Annotated in this window: 24 protein-coding genes; 2 read left to right on the forward strand and 22 right to left on the reverse strand. The window is 59.0% G+C overall.

Going from position 1 to position 17275, the window contains the following annotated elements; all coding sequences use genetic code 11:
• Positions 1-441 precede the first annotated feature (441 nt).
• The 15 genes from LDO54_RS32590 to LDO54_RS32660 form a co-directional block, all read right to left on the reverse strand.
• Positions 442-735 carry a hypothetical protein gene (locus LDO54_RS32590; protein WP_224015906.1) on the reverse strand — a complete coding sequence of 98 codons (294 nt, stop codon included), beginning with the start codon at positions 733-735 and terminating at the stop codon, positions 442-444.
• 16 nt (positions 736-751) lie between these two features.
• Positions 752-1363: a hypothetical protein gene (locus LDO54_RS32595; protein WP_224015908.1), complete on the reverse strand. Its 612-nt coding sequence runs from the start codon at positions 1361-1363 to the stop codon at positions 752-754.
• Between the two features lie 22 nt (positions 1364-1385).
• Entirely contained in the window at positions 1386-1706 is a 321-nt protein-coding gene (locus LDO54_RS32600; RefSeq protein ID WP_224015910.1) for a hypothetical protein, read from the reverse strand.
• A 35-nt stretch (positions 1707-1741) separates the two neighbouring features.
• Positions 1742-1909, reverse strand: coding sequence for a hypothetical protein (locus LDO54_RS32605; RefSeq protein WP_224015913.1), 168 nt, complete (start codon positions 1907-1909; stop codon positions 1742-1744).
• 19 nt (positions 1910-1928) lie between these two features.
• Complete coding sequence (locus tag LDO54_RS32610; RefSeq protein ID WP_224015916.1) at positions 1929-2141, reverse strand: hypothetical protein; 213 nt, start codon at positions 2139-2141, stop codon at positions 1929-1931.
• Positions 2142-2175: 34 nt separating this feature from the next.
• Positions 2176-2463 carry a hypothetical protein gene (locus tag LDO54_RS32615; protein ID WP_224015919.1) on the reverse strand — a complete coding sequence of 96 codons (288 nt, stop codon included), beginning with the start codon at positions 2461-2463 and terminating at the stop codon, positions 2176-2178.
• A gap of 78 nt (positions 2464-2541) precedes the next feature.
• Positions 2542-2946, reverse strand: coding sequence for a hypothetical protein (locus LDO54_RS32620; RefSeq protein WP_224015922.1), 405 nt, complete (start codon positions 2944-2946; stop codon positions 2542-2544).
• A 547-nt stretch (positions 2947-3493) separates the two neighbouring features.
• The gene (locus LDO54_RS32625) at positions 3494-3925 is read right to left on the reverse strand and encodes a hypothetical protein (protein ID WP_224015923.1); all 432 of its coding nucleotides are present in this window, start codon (positions 3923-3925) and stop codon (positions 3494-3496) included.
• A gap of 21 nt (positions 3926-3946) precedes the next feature.
• Entirely contained in the window at positions 3947-4207 is a 261-nt protein-coding gene (locus LDO54_RS32630; RefSeq protein WP_224015925.1) for a hypothetical protein, read from the reverse strand.
• 15 nt (positions 4208-4222) lie between these two features.
• The gene (locus LDO54_RS32635; RefSeq protein WP_224015927.1) at positions 4223-4489 is read right to left on the reverse strand and encodes a hypothetical protein; all 267 of its coding nucleotides are present in this window, start codon (positions 4487-4489) and stop codon (positions 4223-4225) included.
• Between the two features lie 16 nt (positions 4490-4505).
• The gene (locus LDO54_RS32640; protein WP_224015930.1) at positions 4506-4754 is read right to left on the reverse strand and encodes a hypothetical protein; all 249 of its coding nucleotides are present in this window, start codon (positions 4752-4754) and stop codon (positions 4506-4508) included.
• A gap of 16 nt (positions 4755-4770) precedes the next feature.
• On the reverse strand, positions 4771-5187 hold the full coding sequence (locus tag LDO54_RS32645) for a hypothetical protein (RefSeq protein ID WP_224015932.1): 417 nt from the start codon (positions 5185-5187) through the stop codon (positions 4771-4773).
• A gap of 17 nt (positions 5188-5204) precedes the next feature.
• Positions 5205-6035, reverse strand: coding sequence for a prohibitin family protein (locus tag LDO54_RS32650; RefSeq protein ID WP_224015943.1), 831 nt, complete (start codon positions 6033-6035; stop codon positions 5205-5207).
• A gap of 140 nt (positions 6036-6175) precedes the next feature.
• Positions 6176-6865 (reverse strand): tyrosine-type recombinase/integrase, encoded by a 690-nt coding sequence (locus LDO54_RS32655; RefSeq protein ID WP_224015945.1) that lies wholly within the window; start codon positions 6863-6865, stop codon positions 6176-6178.
• 205 nt (positions 6866-7070) lie between these two features.
• Positions 7071-7652, reverse strand: coding sequence for a hypothetical protein (locus LDO54_RS32660; RefSeq protein WP_224015948.1), 582 nt, complete (start codon positions 7650-7652; stop codon positions 7071-7073).
• A 306-nt stretch (positions 7653-7958) separates the two neighbouring features.
• On the opposite strand from LDO54_RS32660, the gene LDO54_RS32665 reads away from it, so the two are divergent.
• Both LDO54_RS32665 and LDO54_RS32670 read left to right on the forward strand, forming a co-directional pair.
• On the forward strand, positions 7959-8294 hold the full coding sequence (locus tag LDO54_RS32665; RefSeq protein WP_224015950.1) for a helix-turn-helix domain-containing protein: 336 nt from the start codon (positions 7959-7961) through the stop codon (positions 8292-8294).
• Between the two features lie 409 nt (positions 8295-8703).
• Positions 8704-9873: a porin gene (locus tag LDO54_RS32670; protein WP_224015952.1), complete on the forward strand. Its 1170-nt coding sequence runs from the start codon at positions 8704-8706 to the stop codon at positions 9871-9873.
• A 106-nt stretch (positions 9874-9979) separates the two neighbouring features.
• On the opposite strand, the gene LDO54_RS32675 is transcribed toward LDO54_RS32670, so the two are convergent.
• The 7 genes from LDO54_RS32675 to stbB all read right to left on the reverse strand — a co-directional run bounded on the left by LDO54_RS32675 (position 9980) and on the right by stbB (position 17249).
• The gene (locus LDO54_RS32675) at positions 9980-10270 is read right to left on the reverse strand and encodes a helix-turn-helix domain-containing protein (protein WP_224015954.1); all 291 of its coding nucleotides are present in this window, start codon (positions 10268-10270) and stop codon (positions 9980-9982) included.
• Between the two features lie 170 nt (positions 10271-10440).
• Positions 10441-10668 (reverse strand): hypothetical protein, encoded by a 228-nt coding sequence (locus LDO54_RS32680; protein WP_224015956.1) that lies wholly within the window; start codon positions 10666-10668, stop codon positions 10441-10443.
• Positions 10669-10750: 82 nt separating this feature from the next.
• Positions 10751-10978 carry a hypothetical protein gene (locus LDO54_RS32685; protein WP_224015958.1) on the reverse strand — a complete coding sequence of 76 codons (228 nt, stop codon included), beginning with the start codon at positions 10976-10978 and terminating at the stop codon, positions 10751-10753.
• A 77-nt stretch (positions 10979-11055) separates the two neighbouring features.
• Positions 11056-11301 (reverse strand): hypothetical protein, encoded by a 246-nt coding sequence (locus LDO54_RS32690; RefSeq protein WP_224015961.1) that lies wholly within the window; start codon positions 11299-11301, stop codon positions 11056-11058.
• Between the two features lie 292 nt (positions 11302-11593).
• Complete coding sequence (locus LDO54_RS32695; protein ID WP_224015963.1) at positions 11594-16045, reverse strand: Ig-like domain-containing protein; 4452 nt, start codon at positions 16043-16045, stop codon at positions 11594-11596.
• Positions 16046-16128: 83 nt separating this feature from the next.
• Positions 16129-16554: a hypothetical protein gene (locus tag LDO54_RS32700; protein WP_224015966.1), complete on the reverse strand. Its 426-nt coding sequence runs from the start codon at positions 16552-16554 to the stop codon at positions 16129-16131.
• Complete coding sequence (gene stbB / locus LDO54_RS32705) at positions 16551-17249, reverse strand: StbB family protein (protein WP_290371171.1); 699 nt, start codon at positions 17247-17249, stop codon at positions 16551-16553. Before stbB ends, LDO54_RS32700 begins: the two co-directional genes overlap by 4 nt.
• Positions 17250-17275 lie beyond the last annotated feature (26 nt).

The following is a 17275-nucleotide window of genomic DNA, read 5'->3' on the forward strand; positions in this document are numbered from 1 at the left end:
ATTTCGATCGACGTTTTCCTAGTCCTGCGCTCGCGATGAGTTGCGGGCGCTGGTGATCGCTCTGTCAGCCAGCTCGCGGTGCGAGTGGTCGTCAAGATCAGGGTTCGTGTCGATGGCTCGCGCGACCCACAACTCATAACGCGCTGTCGCGTCGCTTTCCGTCCACCCGTGCCTCACATGCTGGCGAATGAAGTCGACTTTCGCCCGCTCGTCGGCCCGGGGTAGCGAGCCGCCCAAAGGAGAATAAACCGTAGGAATAAAGCGCATCACCATTTCCGTTTTCCGATGCCGGTTAGCGGCGCCCAAACAGGCCGTGTCGGACAGCCGCCACGAGAATCACGACCAGCAACGCCCCGGCACTCACCCGGAGGGAGAAGTCGGCTGGATACGTTGATGCCCATTGGGCTAATGCGTGTATATACGTCATTGCGGTTTTTCGACTTATCGCCAACCAGTTTTGACACGCGCGAGGATATGCGGCAGATGAAGTGCCGAATCAGTCATCATCGCCTTGAAATTCTCCTCAACGTTCTCAGGCGTCCATTTTTCGTACTCGCTGAATTCAGCGTCGTCCCCGAATCCGAGCGTGGTGACAAGACTGCGGCCAGCATGTGCATGGCAGAAAGCGCCGACAATCGCGGCATAGTCCGGGCCTCGATACCAGGATGAGGAGACTTCAGCCACATGCACTGCTTGCTTCGTCTCATGACACACAAGATGAATTCCGTTGCTCATGGTTTTCCGAGTCGTGTCAGGTGTTCGCCGTAGCGTACTTCTCGGCGTGCATCGAAAGTACGGAATGGACGCCGTGCTTCTTGCGAAGGCAGTCGATCGCCTGCCCGATGATCCAGCGTGCTACATGCGATTTCGAGGGGGTCGGGTTCTTGTCGCCAACGAATTCGCTGCGCACGTACCCAGCCGCTTCTAGCTGGTCTGCGACGGCCTGCGTATCGAAATCTGCGCGATCCAGCAGGGCCAAGCGGCCAACCCACGCAACGAGTCCCGATTCGGTTCCGATCTGCGTAGGCAGCTCAGCCAGCAACTCACGAAGTGCGCCAACATTCGCAGCCTCACGTCGCTCTCTCTCGGCCTGAACCGCGCGACCCTCCGGGCTTTCTCTCCACGCCGCAGCGCGCCTCTCGACTTCATCGCGGTACGACTTATAAATCGATTCCGCAGCGCTCGAATCGTCCGCGTGCAGTTTGATGCCGTTCATATCGCATTGCACTGCGACGCCTTCGGCTTTCGCTAGTTCGACCATCGCAGCAGCTATGTCACGTATGTCCGACCCAACATAGGGGGACACCACGATTCCGTTCCCTGCGCTGCGCGAGACGATTTCAATGTGTTTGTTGGTCTGCATGATCTTCGCTAGTTTCCGATGATTAGATGCCGTAGTGGGTCGCGAATGCGTTTATGTCGATGTGCCGCTCGATCAACCCGGATATTGACAACCCGTCGACCCCGACAACCTGAACCTCGATCTTCCCGCTTTTGAGCAGCTTTATATCCAAAGACAGCGCTTGTGTCTTCTCGCTTTCCCACTGCTGAAGGAGGCGAATCCTATCGCGTTCCCACTGGCTCAAGTCAATGGACTGGTCCGACTCCAAGGGAAGGTTGACCTCTAACGTCCCACCTACCCTGCTTGGATATGCCATAGCAGCATTCATGGCAACGGCCTGTTCCTGATTCAGCAGACTTTCCACGTGCGTTCCCATCGCGTTTTCCGAGTTATGGCGATTCAGTCGCCCTTGACGTGCAGGACGGTCGCAAGCACTGCGCCGGCGGCCAGCACTGCGAGCCATGCTACCTTCGCGACATGCGGAAGACCGTGCGTGTCCACGAAGAGGCTCGGACTGCCGATTGCAAAATCAAGAAGCAAGATCGTGGTGCACGCTTTCAGTTCCATCTCTATCCCCGTTTTCCGTTCAGCCTTTTGGGTTCACGGATTTGAACATTCGGAAACTGACCCGGCCCATGATGATCGCGCCGATGCCAGCAACCGTGTCTAAAACCGCGTGCGACGCTCCCGGAAAGAGCACGCGAAATAGCCAGTGCGCCACTCCAAAATAGATAGCGGCCAACACAACGGCGGCAATCGAATCAAAAATTCGGAACAGCGTTGCTTCAGACAAATTCATCTAGTTTTTTCCGTGGTCAAACAACGAAAATTGCCTACTTGTTGACAAGCGGGATCAGATTAACAAGCGCCATGCTCTGATTGTTAGACCCGACCTCCTTGCTCACTCGCGCAATCAAATCCCGCACCCCTACTTCGGTGTTCACGTCGCCGGAACACACAACCTTGTTCACGAAATTCGAGGTTATGTAGACGTAGGTCAGGACGGCCAATTCCTTCGTTTGGCCGTCAGGGCATACATGCGTGTCCTGATTCGCCGTAGCGGCGGCGTTGGCGTGGGTGCCGATTCCGGCCAGCAAAATCGTAAGCAAAATTTTCTTCATGGCGATGTTTCCGTTTTCCTGTTCGGCCCGCGCATCGAGCGAGGGCGCTTTCCTTTGTCTAAGACGTTTTCCGTTGGGTTAATCCGCCGCGCTCGGCTGCTCCGCGCCCGTGAAACTCAAGAAGGCACTCGTAAGACATATGCCAAAGAATGCCCACGGCACAATCGAAAACAGCCGCAACAGCAGCGCATCGTCTGTACGCCCGGAATAGTTAAACAACATGAATACAAAACCCATTCCAGCGATGTAGAGCACGCAGAGCACAATAGGAAAATAGGATCTAACCCACCAACAACGCACAGCCGTTATCGCCATCAGAATGAAGGCGCAAACGACCGCAAGTACGGGCAAGCCATCGAGCACTTGCCGCAATCCGAAATTCAAGGCCGCAGCGCTCCACGCAAGAGCGCTGGCTACGAATAGCCCGCCGATTCCGCCAAAGAAGATCTGCGCTGGCATAGACATGCGTTTTGGTTCTGTCATTTGATTTCCATTCCGTTATTAAAGGCTTTTGACCACGCCAACGATCGTCACTGATGATGGCAACGCTTCGTCCTTGCCCCTCAAAAATCCACGATTGTCGATTAGCATTCCAGTCGCTGTTTCGCGGGTAAACTCGCCGTGCCAAGCTCCAAAACCAGTTGGCTTACCATCTGGCCCAATTGCTGGCCCACAGGCAGAACAAAGCGCTTTTCCTCGCACATCGTCAGGCCAGTGCGCAGCATCCTTTCCGTAGAAGAACCCCGTAGCGGTGTTCTCGATACAGCCGCACGTCTCGCATCGGAAGAGAGGCATACTGTTTTCCTTGGTTACTCCGTGACAGCTTCGGCGCGAAACTGGATGCTTAACGAAACCATCGAATCCTTTTCGCAAGACGGGCACGTTAGCTGATCGACAAAGCCAGACAGATCGCCTTCCGCACACGCGCCTGCTGCCGCGCTTTCGAAGCGGTGATGCTCCTTGCACCAAGGGCATTTCCAGTCATCAATGGATAGGGTCGGTCGAGGCATGTCGTTTTCCGAGTCGTCTGTTATTCGGTTGTCGATCCAGCAACCGCAGCGGTAATGCCTTTGCTGCGAACGTCGGCGATAAATACGTGCCAGCCGACGACCAGCGCGCGGCTCGCCGCAGTGCATGCAAGCATGATTCCAGCCGCAGCCGCCACACAAACGGCGAACCCATCGAAGTAATACAGGCCGGCGCGCCACAGACCATCGGAGGCCGAAGCGGGGACAGGGCCGAACGCGGCATCGCTTATGTGTCCCGTGGCAAGCCACGTCACGCGGGCGATGCCGCTGGCCATAGCTCGGATGACCGAGAGGCCCACATAGCCGTCTTCACCCCGCACAAACGGCCAAATCAGAAAGAGCGTGTAGAGCCCCATGACCGGCGCGAGGCACGACAGCGCTTGCGCTGTCGTCTCGCGGGTCAGCGTCGCTACGGAATTTATTTTCTTGTTCATATGCAGTTACCGGTTTTCCGATTACATCGAGAAGTAGTGGGCGACGCCCGCCGCAGCCGTGCCGATAGCCAGGCCGAACCCGCACACGGCGAGCAGTTCCCACAACTTCCGTTGAGCAATGGCGCGGCAGATCGAATCCTTATCCGCGACGCCAGGCGCGATGCAATAAACAGTAGTCCCTTGCTTGGTCTCGGTGGTACGCACTACGCCACTCTCAAGCGCCGTCGCCAGTGCCGTTGGCATTGGCAGATAGGTCGCGAGTATCCAGCGAATCGTCTTCATCGTTTTCCGGTGCCGTTACGCGGGCAGCTTCGACGGGACAGGCGACATGCCGTGCTCCGTCTTGCCGAGGATGAAGTGATGCCCGTTGCGCGCGAGAACGACGCTCTCAGCTGCTTCCGTAGCGGCGATGGATGCGGCGAGACCATCGCGCAGCTTCATCGCGTCAGCGAGCGTCAACTCAGTTGCAACGCCATCGAGCGTTATCACGACTGGATGCTGGACAATGCCCCCGGCAACCGTCCGCGCCTGAACTCCACCATCAAACGTCTGTTCGTCGTACATGATGATTTTCCGTATCTTAGACTTCCGAACTGCCGATCCACCTGCCGCCGAGGAACGCGTCGGCACCGAAATGCTCAGTGGCGAAAGCCATCACGTCCACTCGCCCGGCAGCCGCGTCCAATTCTTCATGCGTCCATGTGGGCGCTGGGTCAATGCGAAGTGTTGCTTGACCGCCCAAGGCTCGGAGGAATAACGGCTCCCGCTCGTTCCCCGCCAGAAGATCGGGCTCACCTGGACGAAGCGGCCGTGCAATCAGTTTCAGCATCGTCTGTCGCGTTTTCCTATTTCGCGGCGCTTTTCACTTGGTAGGCAATCACCGTCGATCCGGCAGCGTATCCGGGGTCCGTAGCGAGATTGCGCAGTGGAACGACGAGTGCAACAGGAGACGACAGCCCATCCGGGCAATTCTTTCTTGTGATCGAAATCGACCACACGTTGCGAGACGGTTTGAGTTCTCCAATGTAGGAGCACTTTTGCCCGTCGCGCTCGCGGAGCATAACCATTTGAGGCGTGGCGTCTTGCAAGTCGCTGAGTAGCATCAAGGGGATTTTCGGCACCGCCGCGATCTTGTCCGCGGTCGCTTGAACTTGCGAGGCGAAATCAGCCATCTTCTCTGGCTTGGCGATCGGGACTTGCGCATTTGCCAACCCGATTTCAACGATAGTCAGTGTACAAACGATGGCGGCATATAGTTTCATGTGTTTTCCGTCCCGTTTTACTTTTGACCGGAGAAGTTGACGAACGGAATCGCCGAACCGGACCACTGGGTAGGCAGATGCCCGTCCCACTTCTTGACCGCTTCGAGCGAAACGTATTCAGCACCGCCCTGCTGCTGAATAGCTTGCGCCTGGATAGCAATCGCTTTCGCCTGCCCCTCAGCCTCGACGATTCGCTGTTCGGTAGCAACTTTCGCTGTCTCGAGATTCTGTTCCGCAGTGAGGCGCTGTTGCCCAGCGACGACTTTCTGACGGACGGCATCCGCAAATTTCTCGTCGAAGTGGAAGTTCTGCACGTTGATGTCTGAAACGATGATTCGATACTTCGTCAGCTTCGATTGAAGCTTCTGAACAATATCGGACGACACGCGGGCGCGTTGGGTTACCAGCTGTTCCGCCGTGTACTGTGACGTGACAGCTTTGAATGACTCGTACAACGCCGGGACAATGAATTTCGCCTCAATGTCGGAGTCGTCACCGAAGTTGTTGTAAACGTAGGGCGCGTGGGCCGGATCGTATTCGTAATTTAGCGTCAAATCTTCGAATACCTCTTGCAGATCCGAGGTTCCACCTTCTGCTTTTTCAGCCGTCGCGCTTTGAAATCGGACGTTAAAGTCCACGACCCGAGCCAACGGATTCAGGATATGAAGACCTTCGGGAAGGGGTTGCTCTTGAACGTCGCCAAAAAGCTTCACAACACCGCGGTGACCGGCCGGAACTACATGGATAGCCGAGTAAAGAACTGACAAACCGATGAAGCAGCCAACACCAACAGCGATCAACGCCGCGTTCAGAGAACGCTGCGGCTGCTTTGTAAATTTGTCATCCATAAGATCCCCGATAAAGGTTTAATCGTTTAGAGCCCGCGTTTCGCGCAGGCGTTCGCGCGGAGACAGCCGCCCAAATTGAGGCGTCAATTGTGACGCACGGGGAATTTTATACCCTATCAGGTGACCTGTCACGTCATCTTTTATGTGCCTAGGTCGATTGCCGTCACTGCATCCAAATGTTCTCGCATTGGGACTTCGAGGTACGGCGAAACGTGGTCGAGGTGGGAGTGACCAAGGAGAATCTGCACGGTCTCGAGCGAGTGCCCGTTAGCGACGATGCGGCTTGCAAAGGTCCGACGCCCGGAGTGCGAAGAATATCCGGTGCCTAGCCCCGCCTGCCTGTAGAGTTCGGTAACGTAGTCTTGAAGGCTGTCTGCCGCAAGGTACTCGATCGTCTGACCTTCGGCATTAACCCTGCGCTTTGTACTCAACGCAAATGCGCCACCCTGTTGCGTTACGACAAGCCTCGTCTGCGGCATCAAGCCTCGATATTCCCGTCGATCGAGGAAGGTGCCGTGGCCACGCTCGTAGCGCCACTCAACATACCGGTCGAATGCGTCGATTGCTTTGGGGTGTGAAAGAAACACACAGCGAGGCCGACAGCCTTTCGTGATGCGACCGGGCAGCGATATCTCCTCAAGAAGCCGCCCCTGACGCGATAGCACTTGCTGCACCTCAAGGCGCGCTATCTCAGTGATGCGCATACCGCATGTGAACCCAAGCATCAGGATCAGCGTGTCACGCTCAGGATAACGACTGACGGCCTGAGTTACGCGAATAAGGTGGCGGAATTTGGCGGGGGTAAGGACTTTGGCGCGTTTGGTATTCATTCGTTTCTATCTCGGAATAGCCTCAGTTTCGAGGTGTGTTACGAGAGAAAAAACGCGAAGCGCTCCTTTCCAGTATATCCCGCGCCATCTCGAAAAACCTCGGAAAAAGCGGCGTAACCGACATTAAAGATCCCGGAGCACGCGCGATCGCATCGCGCGACGCGCCGGTGTCCCGTCGCGCTGCGGTCTGCACGCAACCGCTCCTTCAACTCTTTCTGACAGTTGCGCGGGCACCCAGTCGATCGGCGCGCTCAGAGGAGTGGGATGCAGCCGGCGTGTGCGCAGCTGCCCCGGTTGCGTCCCGACGTGTCGGGCAAGCCCAGGCGTCGAGGACGAACGGTGCGGCGCTTATCTCGTGGGCGCCCTCCCGTTGCACGGGCGTTGCACTTGCCCTAGCCTTTGCAAACGTACTGAAGCACAGTCGCATTGCAAACACGAGGATCGATGACAGCACGACGCCGAACAGGTAAATTGCGCGCATCCGGCCGGCCAGCGTCTGGATCAACGCTGCCACGGGGACGGGGGACATCGCCGGGGCTTCGCAGGGCTGGATGGTGGCGGCCATGCCGGTATGCCCCGGGCAAGTCATGACCTCAATCGAGCCCGCGGGCGCGGGATGCGTCGAGGCGATCGCTGCTCCTTCGTAGTATTCCGCTGCGAGATTATCGAATGACAAACCACTATCCAGCGCGAGCGCAGCAAACAGCATGATCGCAGGACCCACAATCAACACCAGCGCGCTATAAGCCGCCCACCGCCATCCCAGACGTAACCACCAACTACCCATGACGGGCAACCCTGGCCGCGTTCGCGCCGTCTGACCCCGACCGCTTCGTGCCACGGCGGCAACGCACGGTTTGTACTCTGCTCATCTGCTTCTCTGCCTTAATCGTTCTTCTTGCCATCCCATTGGATGCATGCCGGAAGGATACCAGGCAAACGGATCGCGCATCTGCCCTGCAAACAGCCCCTATTCCTCGCGCACTGCATTGCTGCCCATCGCCAGAGTCACGCGCCGCGTGAGGTGGATAGTCGATTTTGGTCTATTCGAAAACGGCGTGCAACCTGTGCGCTCCGTTCATTGAGTTACCCGATGGAAAAGTCCATCCATACGCCCGAATACGCGGTGTTTCTTCGCTTTATTCGACAGACGCGCATCGACGCAGGACTCACGCAGCAAGACGTGGCTCAGCGCCTCGGCGCAACCCAGACCTTTGTGAGCAAGTGCGAAAGGGGCGAACGTCGACTCGACCTTATTGAACTGCATGCCTGGTGCGGCGCGCTGGGCATTGGCACGACAGACTTTGTAGAGGAATTCGTCAAGAAACTACAACGCGATGCGGAAGCAGTCCGACGCGAACTTAGGAATCCGAGGCAAACGTCGGGAAAGGCGCGCGCACGCAAACCGGCTCGCGCAACGCGCAGCTGACGGCAGGTTTATCGGGCGGGTCCGCCGCCGGATCGCATCGACCATCCAACGCATTCTCTGCACGGCGACACCATGTTGCCGCCGCTCTCCAGCGAGACCGCAAACCTTTCATATCCGTCAGCCAGCGGGGCACGCAAAATTAACAAGGCGGCCTCGCCAGATCCCATCGCGGCGACAGACTACCGCCAAATGACAACGTCATGAACGGTAATACTATCCCCCCTTGCATTCCATTCGCCGGAGTTGCCGTCACATTCCCGCGCAATCACTGCCCGTTCAGGCGCGAACGGCGATTTTCGAATTTGCCATGATCGCGTAATGTTGTAAGTGCACAACGTAAAACATTTTTTAATGTCGTGCCACGTCAGGTAAGCTGCGTTCAGTTTTTCCGCAACATACAAGGACGACAATGAAAAAGACTCACCTGACCGCACTCTCGATCGCGCTGCTCGCCACGGGCACCGTCGCACACGCGCAAAGCAGCGTCACGCTGTATGGCACCATCGATACGTCAATTACCTACGTCAACAACGCATCGGGCAGCAAGAACCTCTGGGCGCTCGGCAACAGCAGCGCCGGCAACCTGTCGGGCTCGCGTTGGGGCGTGAAGGGCGCCGAAGACCTCGGTGGCGGCCTGAAGGCAATATTCCAGCTCGAAAACGGCTTTAACCCGAGCACCGGCGCAGCGGGCCAGGGCGGCCTGATGTTCGGTCGCCAGGCGTTCGTCGGCCTGACCAGCGACCAGTTCGGCAGCGTCACGCTCGGCCGCCAGTACGATCCGCTGGTCGACATGGTGCAGGGCATCACCGCCGACAATTACTTCGGTTCCGTCTTTGCAACCGCAGGCGACGTCGACAACTACGACAACAGCTTCCGCGCGAACAACGCGATCAAGTACGTTTCGCCGGTGTTCTACGGCCTCCAGGCTGAAGCGCTGTACTCGTTCGGCGGCGTGGCCGGTTCGACGGGTTCGGAGCAGACGTACTCGGCAGCGCTGTCGTACACGGCAGGCCAGCTCTCGATCGCCGGCGGCTACTTCTACGCGGCCAACACCGCAGCGTCGGCAGGCGCACGTGATGCAGATGACGGCTGGAGCGGCACGTCGGGCAACACGTTCAACGGCGCAATCAACGAAGGCTACCAGACGGCCCACTCGTTGCAGATTGCCCGTATCGCTGCACAGTACGTCGCGGGCTCGTTCACGTTCGGCGCTGGCTACAGCAACGCGCAGTATGCTTCGGACGGCGCATCGAACTACACCGGCACCGAGAAGTACAACACCGCTCAAGGCTTCGTGAACTACCAGATCAACCCGGCCCTGCTGGTTGGTTTTGGCTACAGCTACACGCACGCGAGCGGCAACACGTCGGCGAACTACCACCAGTTCTCGCTCGGCAGCGACTACAACCTCTCGAAGCGCACGGACGTCTACCTGACGGCGGCATATCAGCACGCAAGCGGCACGACGCGCAACGAAGACGGCACGACCGAGGCCGCCCAGGCTTCGATCGGCTCGTACGGCTACAGCGGCACGGCGTCGCAAACGATGGTCAACGTCGGCATCCGCCACAAGTTCTAAGCGGATCCTGTTTGCCAAAGAAAAAGCCCGCAGAAATGCGGGCTTTTTTTGTTCGGCGACGCCGTGGTAAATCGGCGCCAATCAGGCCAACACTGTAGCGGGCACACTACTCCTCGATTGCCCGGCCTTCGAGCTCGCCAGAGAGCGCCAGCACCGCGCCTGCTTTCCTGATCACCGGCCCCCAATCCACAATCTGATATGTACTGCCGCTTTTCCGGATCCGAACGCCTGCCTGCTGTGCGGCGGAATGAATCAGATCGGTAACCGTCTGACGGGAAAGACCCGTGACGGTCGACACCTGCGCTACAGTCGCGCCCGCCGCCGAATCGATTGCCGACAGCACACTCAGCATTCGACGCAGATCCCCCTTGGGATATGGCATCGCAGCTTTCGTCATATCACCACTCCAACGAGGCTTCCAGGCTGGACCATTCCAGCCACGTCGGATTATAAGGTGCGTCTCGTCCACCCTTCGATTCCCTGTTTGCAAAAGCAAACGGGCGTCGTGCAACCAAGCACAACGCCCGCCGGGCCGGTAACGGTGCGCGTTGCACCAGGTATTCGTGCTCAATGGTGCGCCATGATGTTCTGGCGTGCCAGATATGCCTGCGAGTGCTTCCACGTACCCCACATCGGCCGCGCAACGCCCGCGATCTCGTAACCATCCGGAGTCTGGCCGATCGTGCCGCTGGTCGCCGTCGGTACGGCTTCGTCTGCCTTCGGCGCAGCCGAAGCCGTGCCCAGATGCATCGTGAGCGCAAATGCGATGAGTGCTGCGAACTTTGCCTGTTTCATGATGGTCCGTCCGTTGCGTGGTTGGCGTTATCCGGCCAGCCTCAAGCGAGGCGCGGCCGTCCTCTCACTGTTGCGCTGCCGATCAGTGACCCTTGTACACGTTCTGGCGCGCGATGTACGCCATGCTGTGCGTGCTGGTGCCCCACATCGGACGCTTCACGCCGGCGATTTCGTAGTCATCGGGCGTTTGGCCGATCGTACCGTTCGATGCGGTCGGCACGGCGGCCTCTGCCTTCTGAGCAGCCGAAGCGGTACCAAGGTGCATGGTGAGCGCGAGTGCGATGAGTGCTGCGTACTTAACCTGTTTCATGTCTTTCGGTTCCTGGCTGTGTGGTGTTTGCGGCCAGCCTCACGCGAGGCATGGCTACGTTAAGAGTGCTGCGAGGATCAGTGGCCCTTGTACACGTTCTGGCGTGCGATATACGCCATGCTGTGCTTGTAGGTGCCCCACATCGGACGATTCACACCCGCGATTTCGTAGCCGTCGGGCGTTTGACCGATGGTGCCGTTCGATGCGCCCGGCACGGCATCGTTTGCCTGAACGTTCGAGGCCTGCAGCGACGTTGCGGCGATAGCGTTGCCGCCCGAAACGGCAGCAAGTGCGAGAAGCGATGCGAGGATTGCGTTTTTCATCAATGACTCCGTTTAGCGTGTGTGGTACTGCTTCTGGCTTTCTGCGTCGCTCCTGTATCGCGAGCAGTTGTGTTTATTCTATGTCCGTTAAACGTACAGCACAAGTATTTCTCGCACCTTTCTTTATTACGGATTATTGCGAGCACAACGACCACACTCGCCAGTATGGAACAGATCCAAGAGAAAGGCCCGCCGGTCTTGCAACAGGCGGGCCAATGACGTCATACAGGCTTCAGCAGCGTTTCAGTTTGATAACCCGATCAGCCCTTCGTCTGGATCACAGAGGAACCGGCTAGTGTCCCGACGTGGTCCGCTCCACTACAACAGTGGTCGATGCAGTTTGCCCCTCTGCCGTGAGGGTAACAGTCACGGTTTCCGACGTATCAACCGCCTGACCAGCGATGGTAATCGAGACTTCACCACTCGAATCGGTCGTCTTCGTTCCGGTCACCGTGCTGCCTCCACTGTGGGCCGCGGAGTAGCTAACCGTTGCCCCGCTCACTGCAACGCCATTGTCCGTCAGTGTTCCCACAACAATCGCATCCGTATCCAGACCACCGTTCTCGACCGCAGTCGAACTGCTGATCGTCAGTTGATAGCTGTGAGCGCTCGTATACGTTACCGCGCCACTTGCACTGCCTGCCGTTGCCGCCGCAGTGACCGTCGCGGTTCCCGCAGCAGACGGCGCCGTCAACGTGATGCTGGTCTGGCCGCTCGAATTCGTCGAAGTCGACGTTGCGGACAGCGTTCCCAGTGTCGTCGACCAGGTCACCGTTGCGCCGCTAACAAGGTTGCCATTTGCATCCTGAACCGTTGCCGTAAAGGTGGTCGTGCTGGTGCCGTCAGCCGTCCCGCTGGTCGCCGATTGAGCAAGCGAGACAACGTGAGCGGTCGTCGCGTCAGCTACAAACGCTACGGTTGCTGTCTTGCTGCCGGCCGTCGCCTTCGCCGTAACCGTCGCGGTCGTCGCCAATGTCGACGAAGTGAGGGTCACGGTTGCCACGCCGCTGCTGTTCGTGGTACTGGAACTTGCGGACAGCGAGCCCACAGTTGTACTCCAGGTCACCGTCAACCCTGCGCCCAGTGCATTGCCATACGCATCCTTGAGCGTCGCCGTCAGCGTCGACGTCGACGTGCCGTTCGCAGTGATGCTGGTCGGCGACGCAACAAGCGAGGACACCGTGGCAGTAGTCGTATCAGCCACAAAGGTGACGCTCGCGGTGTTGCTGCCCGCCACTGCACTTGCGCTCACCGTCGCGGTCTGGGCGGTCGTCGAGGCGGTCAGGACAACAGTCGCCTGACCGTTGCTATCAGTCGTTGACGAACTTGCCGCGAGCGTACCTGCCGTCGTGCTCCACGACACGCTCAAACCAGCGCCGAGCGCATTGCCATTGGCATCCTTGAGCGTCGCGGTCAGCGTAGACGTCGCCGTGCCATTAGCCGTGATGCTGGAAGGCGAAGCGGTCAGCGTCGACACCCTGGCTGTCGTGACGTCAGCCACGAATGCAACCTGGGCCGTCTTGCTTCCAGCCACGGCGGCGGCTGTGACGGTCGCCGTTTGCGCAGTAGTGGACGACGTCAGAACTGTCGTTGCCTCCCCGTTGCTGCCAGTCGAGCTTGTCGAGGCCGAAAGCGTCCCCCCGCTCGTGCTCCAGCTCACGCTCACTCCGGCGCCAAACTGATTGCCGTATGCGTCCTTGATCGTGGCAGTGAGCGTCGACGTGCTTGTGCCATTTGCAGTAATCGACGCTGGCGACGCACTCAAGGCCGTGACCTGTGCGGTCGCGACGTCAGGGACAAAAGTGACCGTTGCGGTCTTGCTGCCGGAGACCGCAGTTGACGTGACCGTAGCCGTACCGGCGAGCGTGGCTGAGGTCAGCACAACAGTCGCCTCGCCACTGCTGTTCGTCGTGCTCGATTGCGCCGCGAGCGCGCCACCGGTCGTCGACCAGCTCACAGAAACACCAGCACCGATCGTATTACCGTACGCATCCTTCAGCGTAGCCGTCAGCGTGGACGTGCTCACCCCGTTCGCCGCGATCGATGACGGCGATGCAACAAGGCCGGTCACTGAGGCAGTCGAATTGTCAGCGGTGAATGTCGCCGAAGCGCTCGCGCTCGCTGACGAAGATACGTCGTATGCCTCAACAGTAAACGTACCCGCGGTCGTCGTGCTCACGGTTGCCGTCGCGCGGCCGCTCGAATCAGTTGTGGTCGTCGAGGAAATCAGTTTGAGTCCGGAAGCAATGCTCCAACGTACAGTCTGCCCGGCCACGCCCTCACCACCATTTCCCGCTACCGACGCGGTAAATGTGACGCTATCAACGCCGTTGGCGACTGCCGTCGTTTTCGACGCCGAAACCGAGAACGTCGTCTGGCTCACGTTCACGGTCATGGTGTTGGACGTGACTCGCGTGCCGTCCTTTTCAATACCGACCAGACGCAAATCGTACGTGTTCGTGCCGCCCGGGGTATACGCGGGCAGATTCAATGTGCCGGTCGCACCACTGTACGCTGCGGCGAACGTACTCGCACTTCCTTCCCAGGCGAGCGACTTGAAACCGACGCCCGAATATGCGTTGACGGCAAAGCTCACGACCGTATCAGGATAGCCACTGACGCTCGGCGGCAGGGTGATATGACCGAGCTTCTTGCGGTACTCAAGCACGATCTCGTTGTTGCGATCGACAAGATCGAGTCGGTTGAAGCGAATCTGCCGGCTCAATCCGACGCGCGACGGGTCAAGTTGATCCATAAGCGGTACACCCATCTGATATTGAAGCTGTGCCTGCACCTCGCCGTCGGAGTGTCCGCCCTGACCGCGCCGGTAGTTGACGTTAAACCCGATGAGCGGCACCGGCTGATAAGTGAGGCCAACCGTCACTGCTGACGGGTTTTTCTGAAGCGCAGTGTCGCCGAACAGCCCTACTTCATTCCCGAAATATTTCTCGTAGACAAGCTTCATACCCAGTTGGGGGAATTTCGGCAAATAGCCTTCCGCGCGAATATCGAATCCGTTGGCCGGTCTTTCCATGTATCCGACGATATCTTCCGAGTCGCGCCAGTTCGTCAGACGAAGATAGCCATTCGCGGACAGCTTCAGATAGTCAGTCCACGCTTCCAGTCCTACGCCAAGTCGCTGATGCTGTCGCGTCAGATCGCGATCGTAGAAAACGTTCGCGCCCAGCAACCAGCGAAAATCGTCCACATACGTGCGCATGCCTAACCCTAGATTGGCGGTCGTTCGATAGCTGTCGGTAAGCGAGTTCGAACGGCGATAGCCCAGCTGGGTGAACCAGACGGTCTTCTTCGTCTCCTTGAGCGCAACGAGCATGTCGAAGCTGTAGTTGTGAAACTTGTTGCCGCCACCTACATCGATACGGGTTGTGCCATAACGACTAAGGTACTTCTGCAACGCTGCGTTTGCCGACGAACCCAGTTCGCTGCGGACCATATCCGACGCCGTCTCCTGCTGGTCAGCCTGCCGGCGCTCCCAATGTCCCTGCGCAGGCCGCCCCTGCGCGTCTGAGGCGGCAACAGCCATCGCGGCTTCGAACCCGCTCATCGCTGCCGGGACGGACGTGATCGAGCCGCTATTCGCAGCGGCGTCGTCAACGCCCGCTGCGACATAGCCGATATGGAGTTCGCGCGCAGGGGAACCAGTCGCGTTCAGAACCGGCACCGGCAAACGGGTTCCTTTGGAGGCCTCAAGCTCGAAGGGCGAAGCGCTCAACGTTGCTGCGGTCAATGCGGATGAATGCAGGGGTGCGAACGTCGCCATCGCGGGTGCGCGCGATGCCGGGGGCGAAACCACATTGGCCGGTTTGACGTCGGACGACTGGCGCACAGGCGGGACGGCCTGTGCAATGGTCTGAGCGCGATGCTGCTGATTCAGGTTGGCGCTCTGCGTGCCGTCACGCTGCGCATCAATTCTGGCCGTGGTGACCGGGCGAGGCGGCGTGTTCCGTTCGACCGGCACTACGACATTCAGCTTGCCCGGCGTTGGCACCCCGGTGACCGACGCGCCGCGGCCAACTTCAACGACCGAAGGATGCAAATCTGCAATCGTCGGCGCAGCGGCATGGCGCGCCGTCGACTCGACAGCAGGTTGGCTCGCCAGTTGCGATCGAACGTCCACAAGGGCGGTTTCCTTCGTCGATGCAGATGCTCGCGCCTGCGCTACTTCATGCGCTTCTGACTCAGGCGAGCGGTATTTGTACGTCAGTGCGCCGGCGGAGAGCGTCGGCACACGTCCGGCTGGTTCCAGAGGTGCAGACGCGCCGCTGCTACCTACTGAACGTCCAGCTGCAATTGCTTTCAGGTCCGATTTGGCGGCGACGGCTATCGTGGATGCTGCCTTGGCGTCCGCGTCGTTGTGCGCCGCTTCCTGAACTGAAGGCAACGAAGCTTTCCTGCTCGCCACAGCTACCGAATCCGTGTCATCGACGTTCGAGCGTTGCCCCGGCTGAAACGGCACCCACGCACCGGAAGCCTGCGCCATCGCCGGAGAAGGTGCATCCGCAGCAACGCTCTGTGCTGTCTGCGAACCATTACTCCCTGAATTCATCGGAACCCAGTCTCCGGTCGGCTGAGGCTTGGCGTCCACCTCACCGGCAATTGCGGCGTGCGGCAAAACGGCCAGGCAGGCCATGAAAGCGCAAGCAATCAGGCAGGCAAGCGCCGCCCGTATCCTACGCTGCAAGCCACACGCAGTATTAGCACCAATACCGGGAGAGTTCGTCATTTTCCTTAGTCATCCTTACTACAATGCGGTGTAACTCGTGAACGAGGTGCGCGGCGTCCCCCGCGCAACCCGTTTGCCGTTTTCTAGTGCAACAAGTGGAGCGCTGCCACTATCGTGATCGTGATCACGGCCGACACCCCGGACGCGATCAAAAGATCACGGCGGCGCGTGGAAGCCCTCTCACCAATCGCCCTTGCCACTTCCTCGCGGAACAGGCGGATACTGTCCGCGTTCGCGGCCGCAGCGATTTCCCCGACGAGCAGTTCACGCAGGGCGCCAATCTCCTTCGTGGCTTGTACGAGACGTCCAGTACGGTCATCGAGCAAGTTCGCGACGCGTAGCGCCGCAAGCTCACCGCCCTTCTCGATATTGGCGCGCGCGTCCGTGACTGCCGATCCGAGGGAGGCCTTCAACTCTTCCACGCCTTTGCTCAGCGTGACGAGCTCTCCCAGCGCCTCTTCGAGCATCGCATCGCGGACCTTTTCGGTCGTGCCCGTCAGCGTATTCATCGCGCGGTCAGGATCGAGAAAACGCGGTCGTGCTCCGCCTTGACCGCGCCCGCGAGTCGCTTGAGCGACACCTTGCGCGCGAGATGCACGCGCTCATCCGCCGTGGCGCCCGGAATCATCGCCCGGTAGTCCGTCGGATCCTCCGCCACCGCTACGACGGAACTGTTCGTCCCATGCAGCAGGGAATAGATTTCGTTTTCGGTAATGGCCGCGCCCGCGTTGATTTCGCACAGACGCGCCTTCTTGTGCCAGCTGAAAATCGGTGCGAACTGGACCTCGATCGTCTCGCGCTGGCTGACACGGTTGAACACAACACGGATCTTTTCGCGAGGCACGCCGATTTCGCCGGCCAGCGCACTGATCGTTGCGATGGTGTCGATCATCTGCTTGTCGTCGGGAACCGTGGGCACCACGAAGAAGTCCAGATCTTCGTGCGAGCCTGCGAAGCTGTTCAGCCCTTCGAGATAGTCCTCGACGTTCGATGCGCCGATGTCGCTGATCGAATCGGTGACGGTGAGCACACCTTCCTGAATCTCGCGAAACTTGTCCCCGCGAATGGTCGGCACGTCGCGGCCGCCTGAGTTTACCGATTCGACCCGGATGACCGGCGCGCCCGGCATGCGCGGCGCAAGCACCTCGTCGGAAATGGTCGACTTGCCGGTGTTGCCGCTGAAGTTGATAACTGCGATATGCATTTTCTATCCTTGTGTAATCTCGGTGA

Origin of the sequence: Paraburkholderia tropica (assembly GCF_914484835.1) — a bacterium.
Lineage (GTDB): Bacteria > Pseudomonadota > Gammaproteobacteria > Burkholderiales > Burkholderiaceae > Paraburkholderia > Paraburkholderia tropica_A.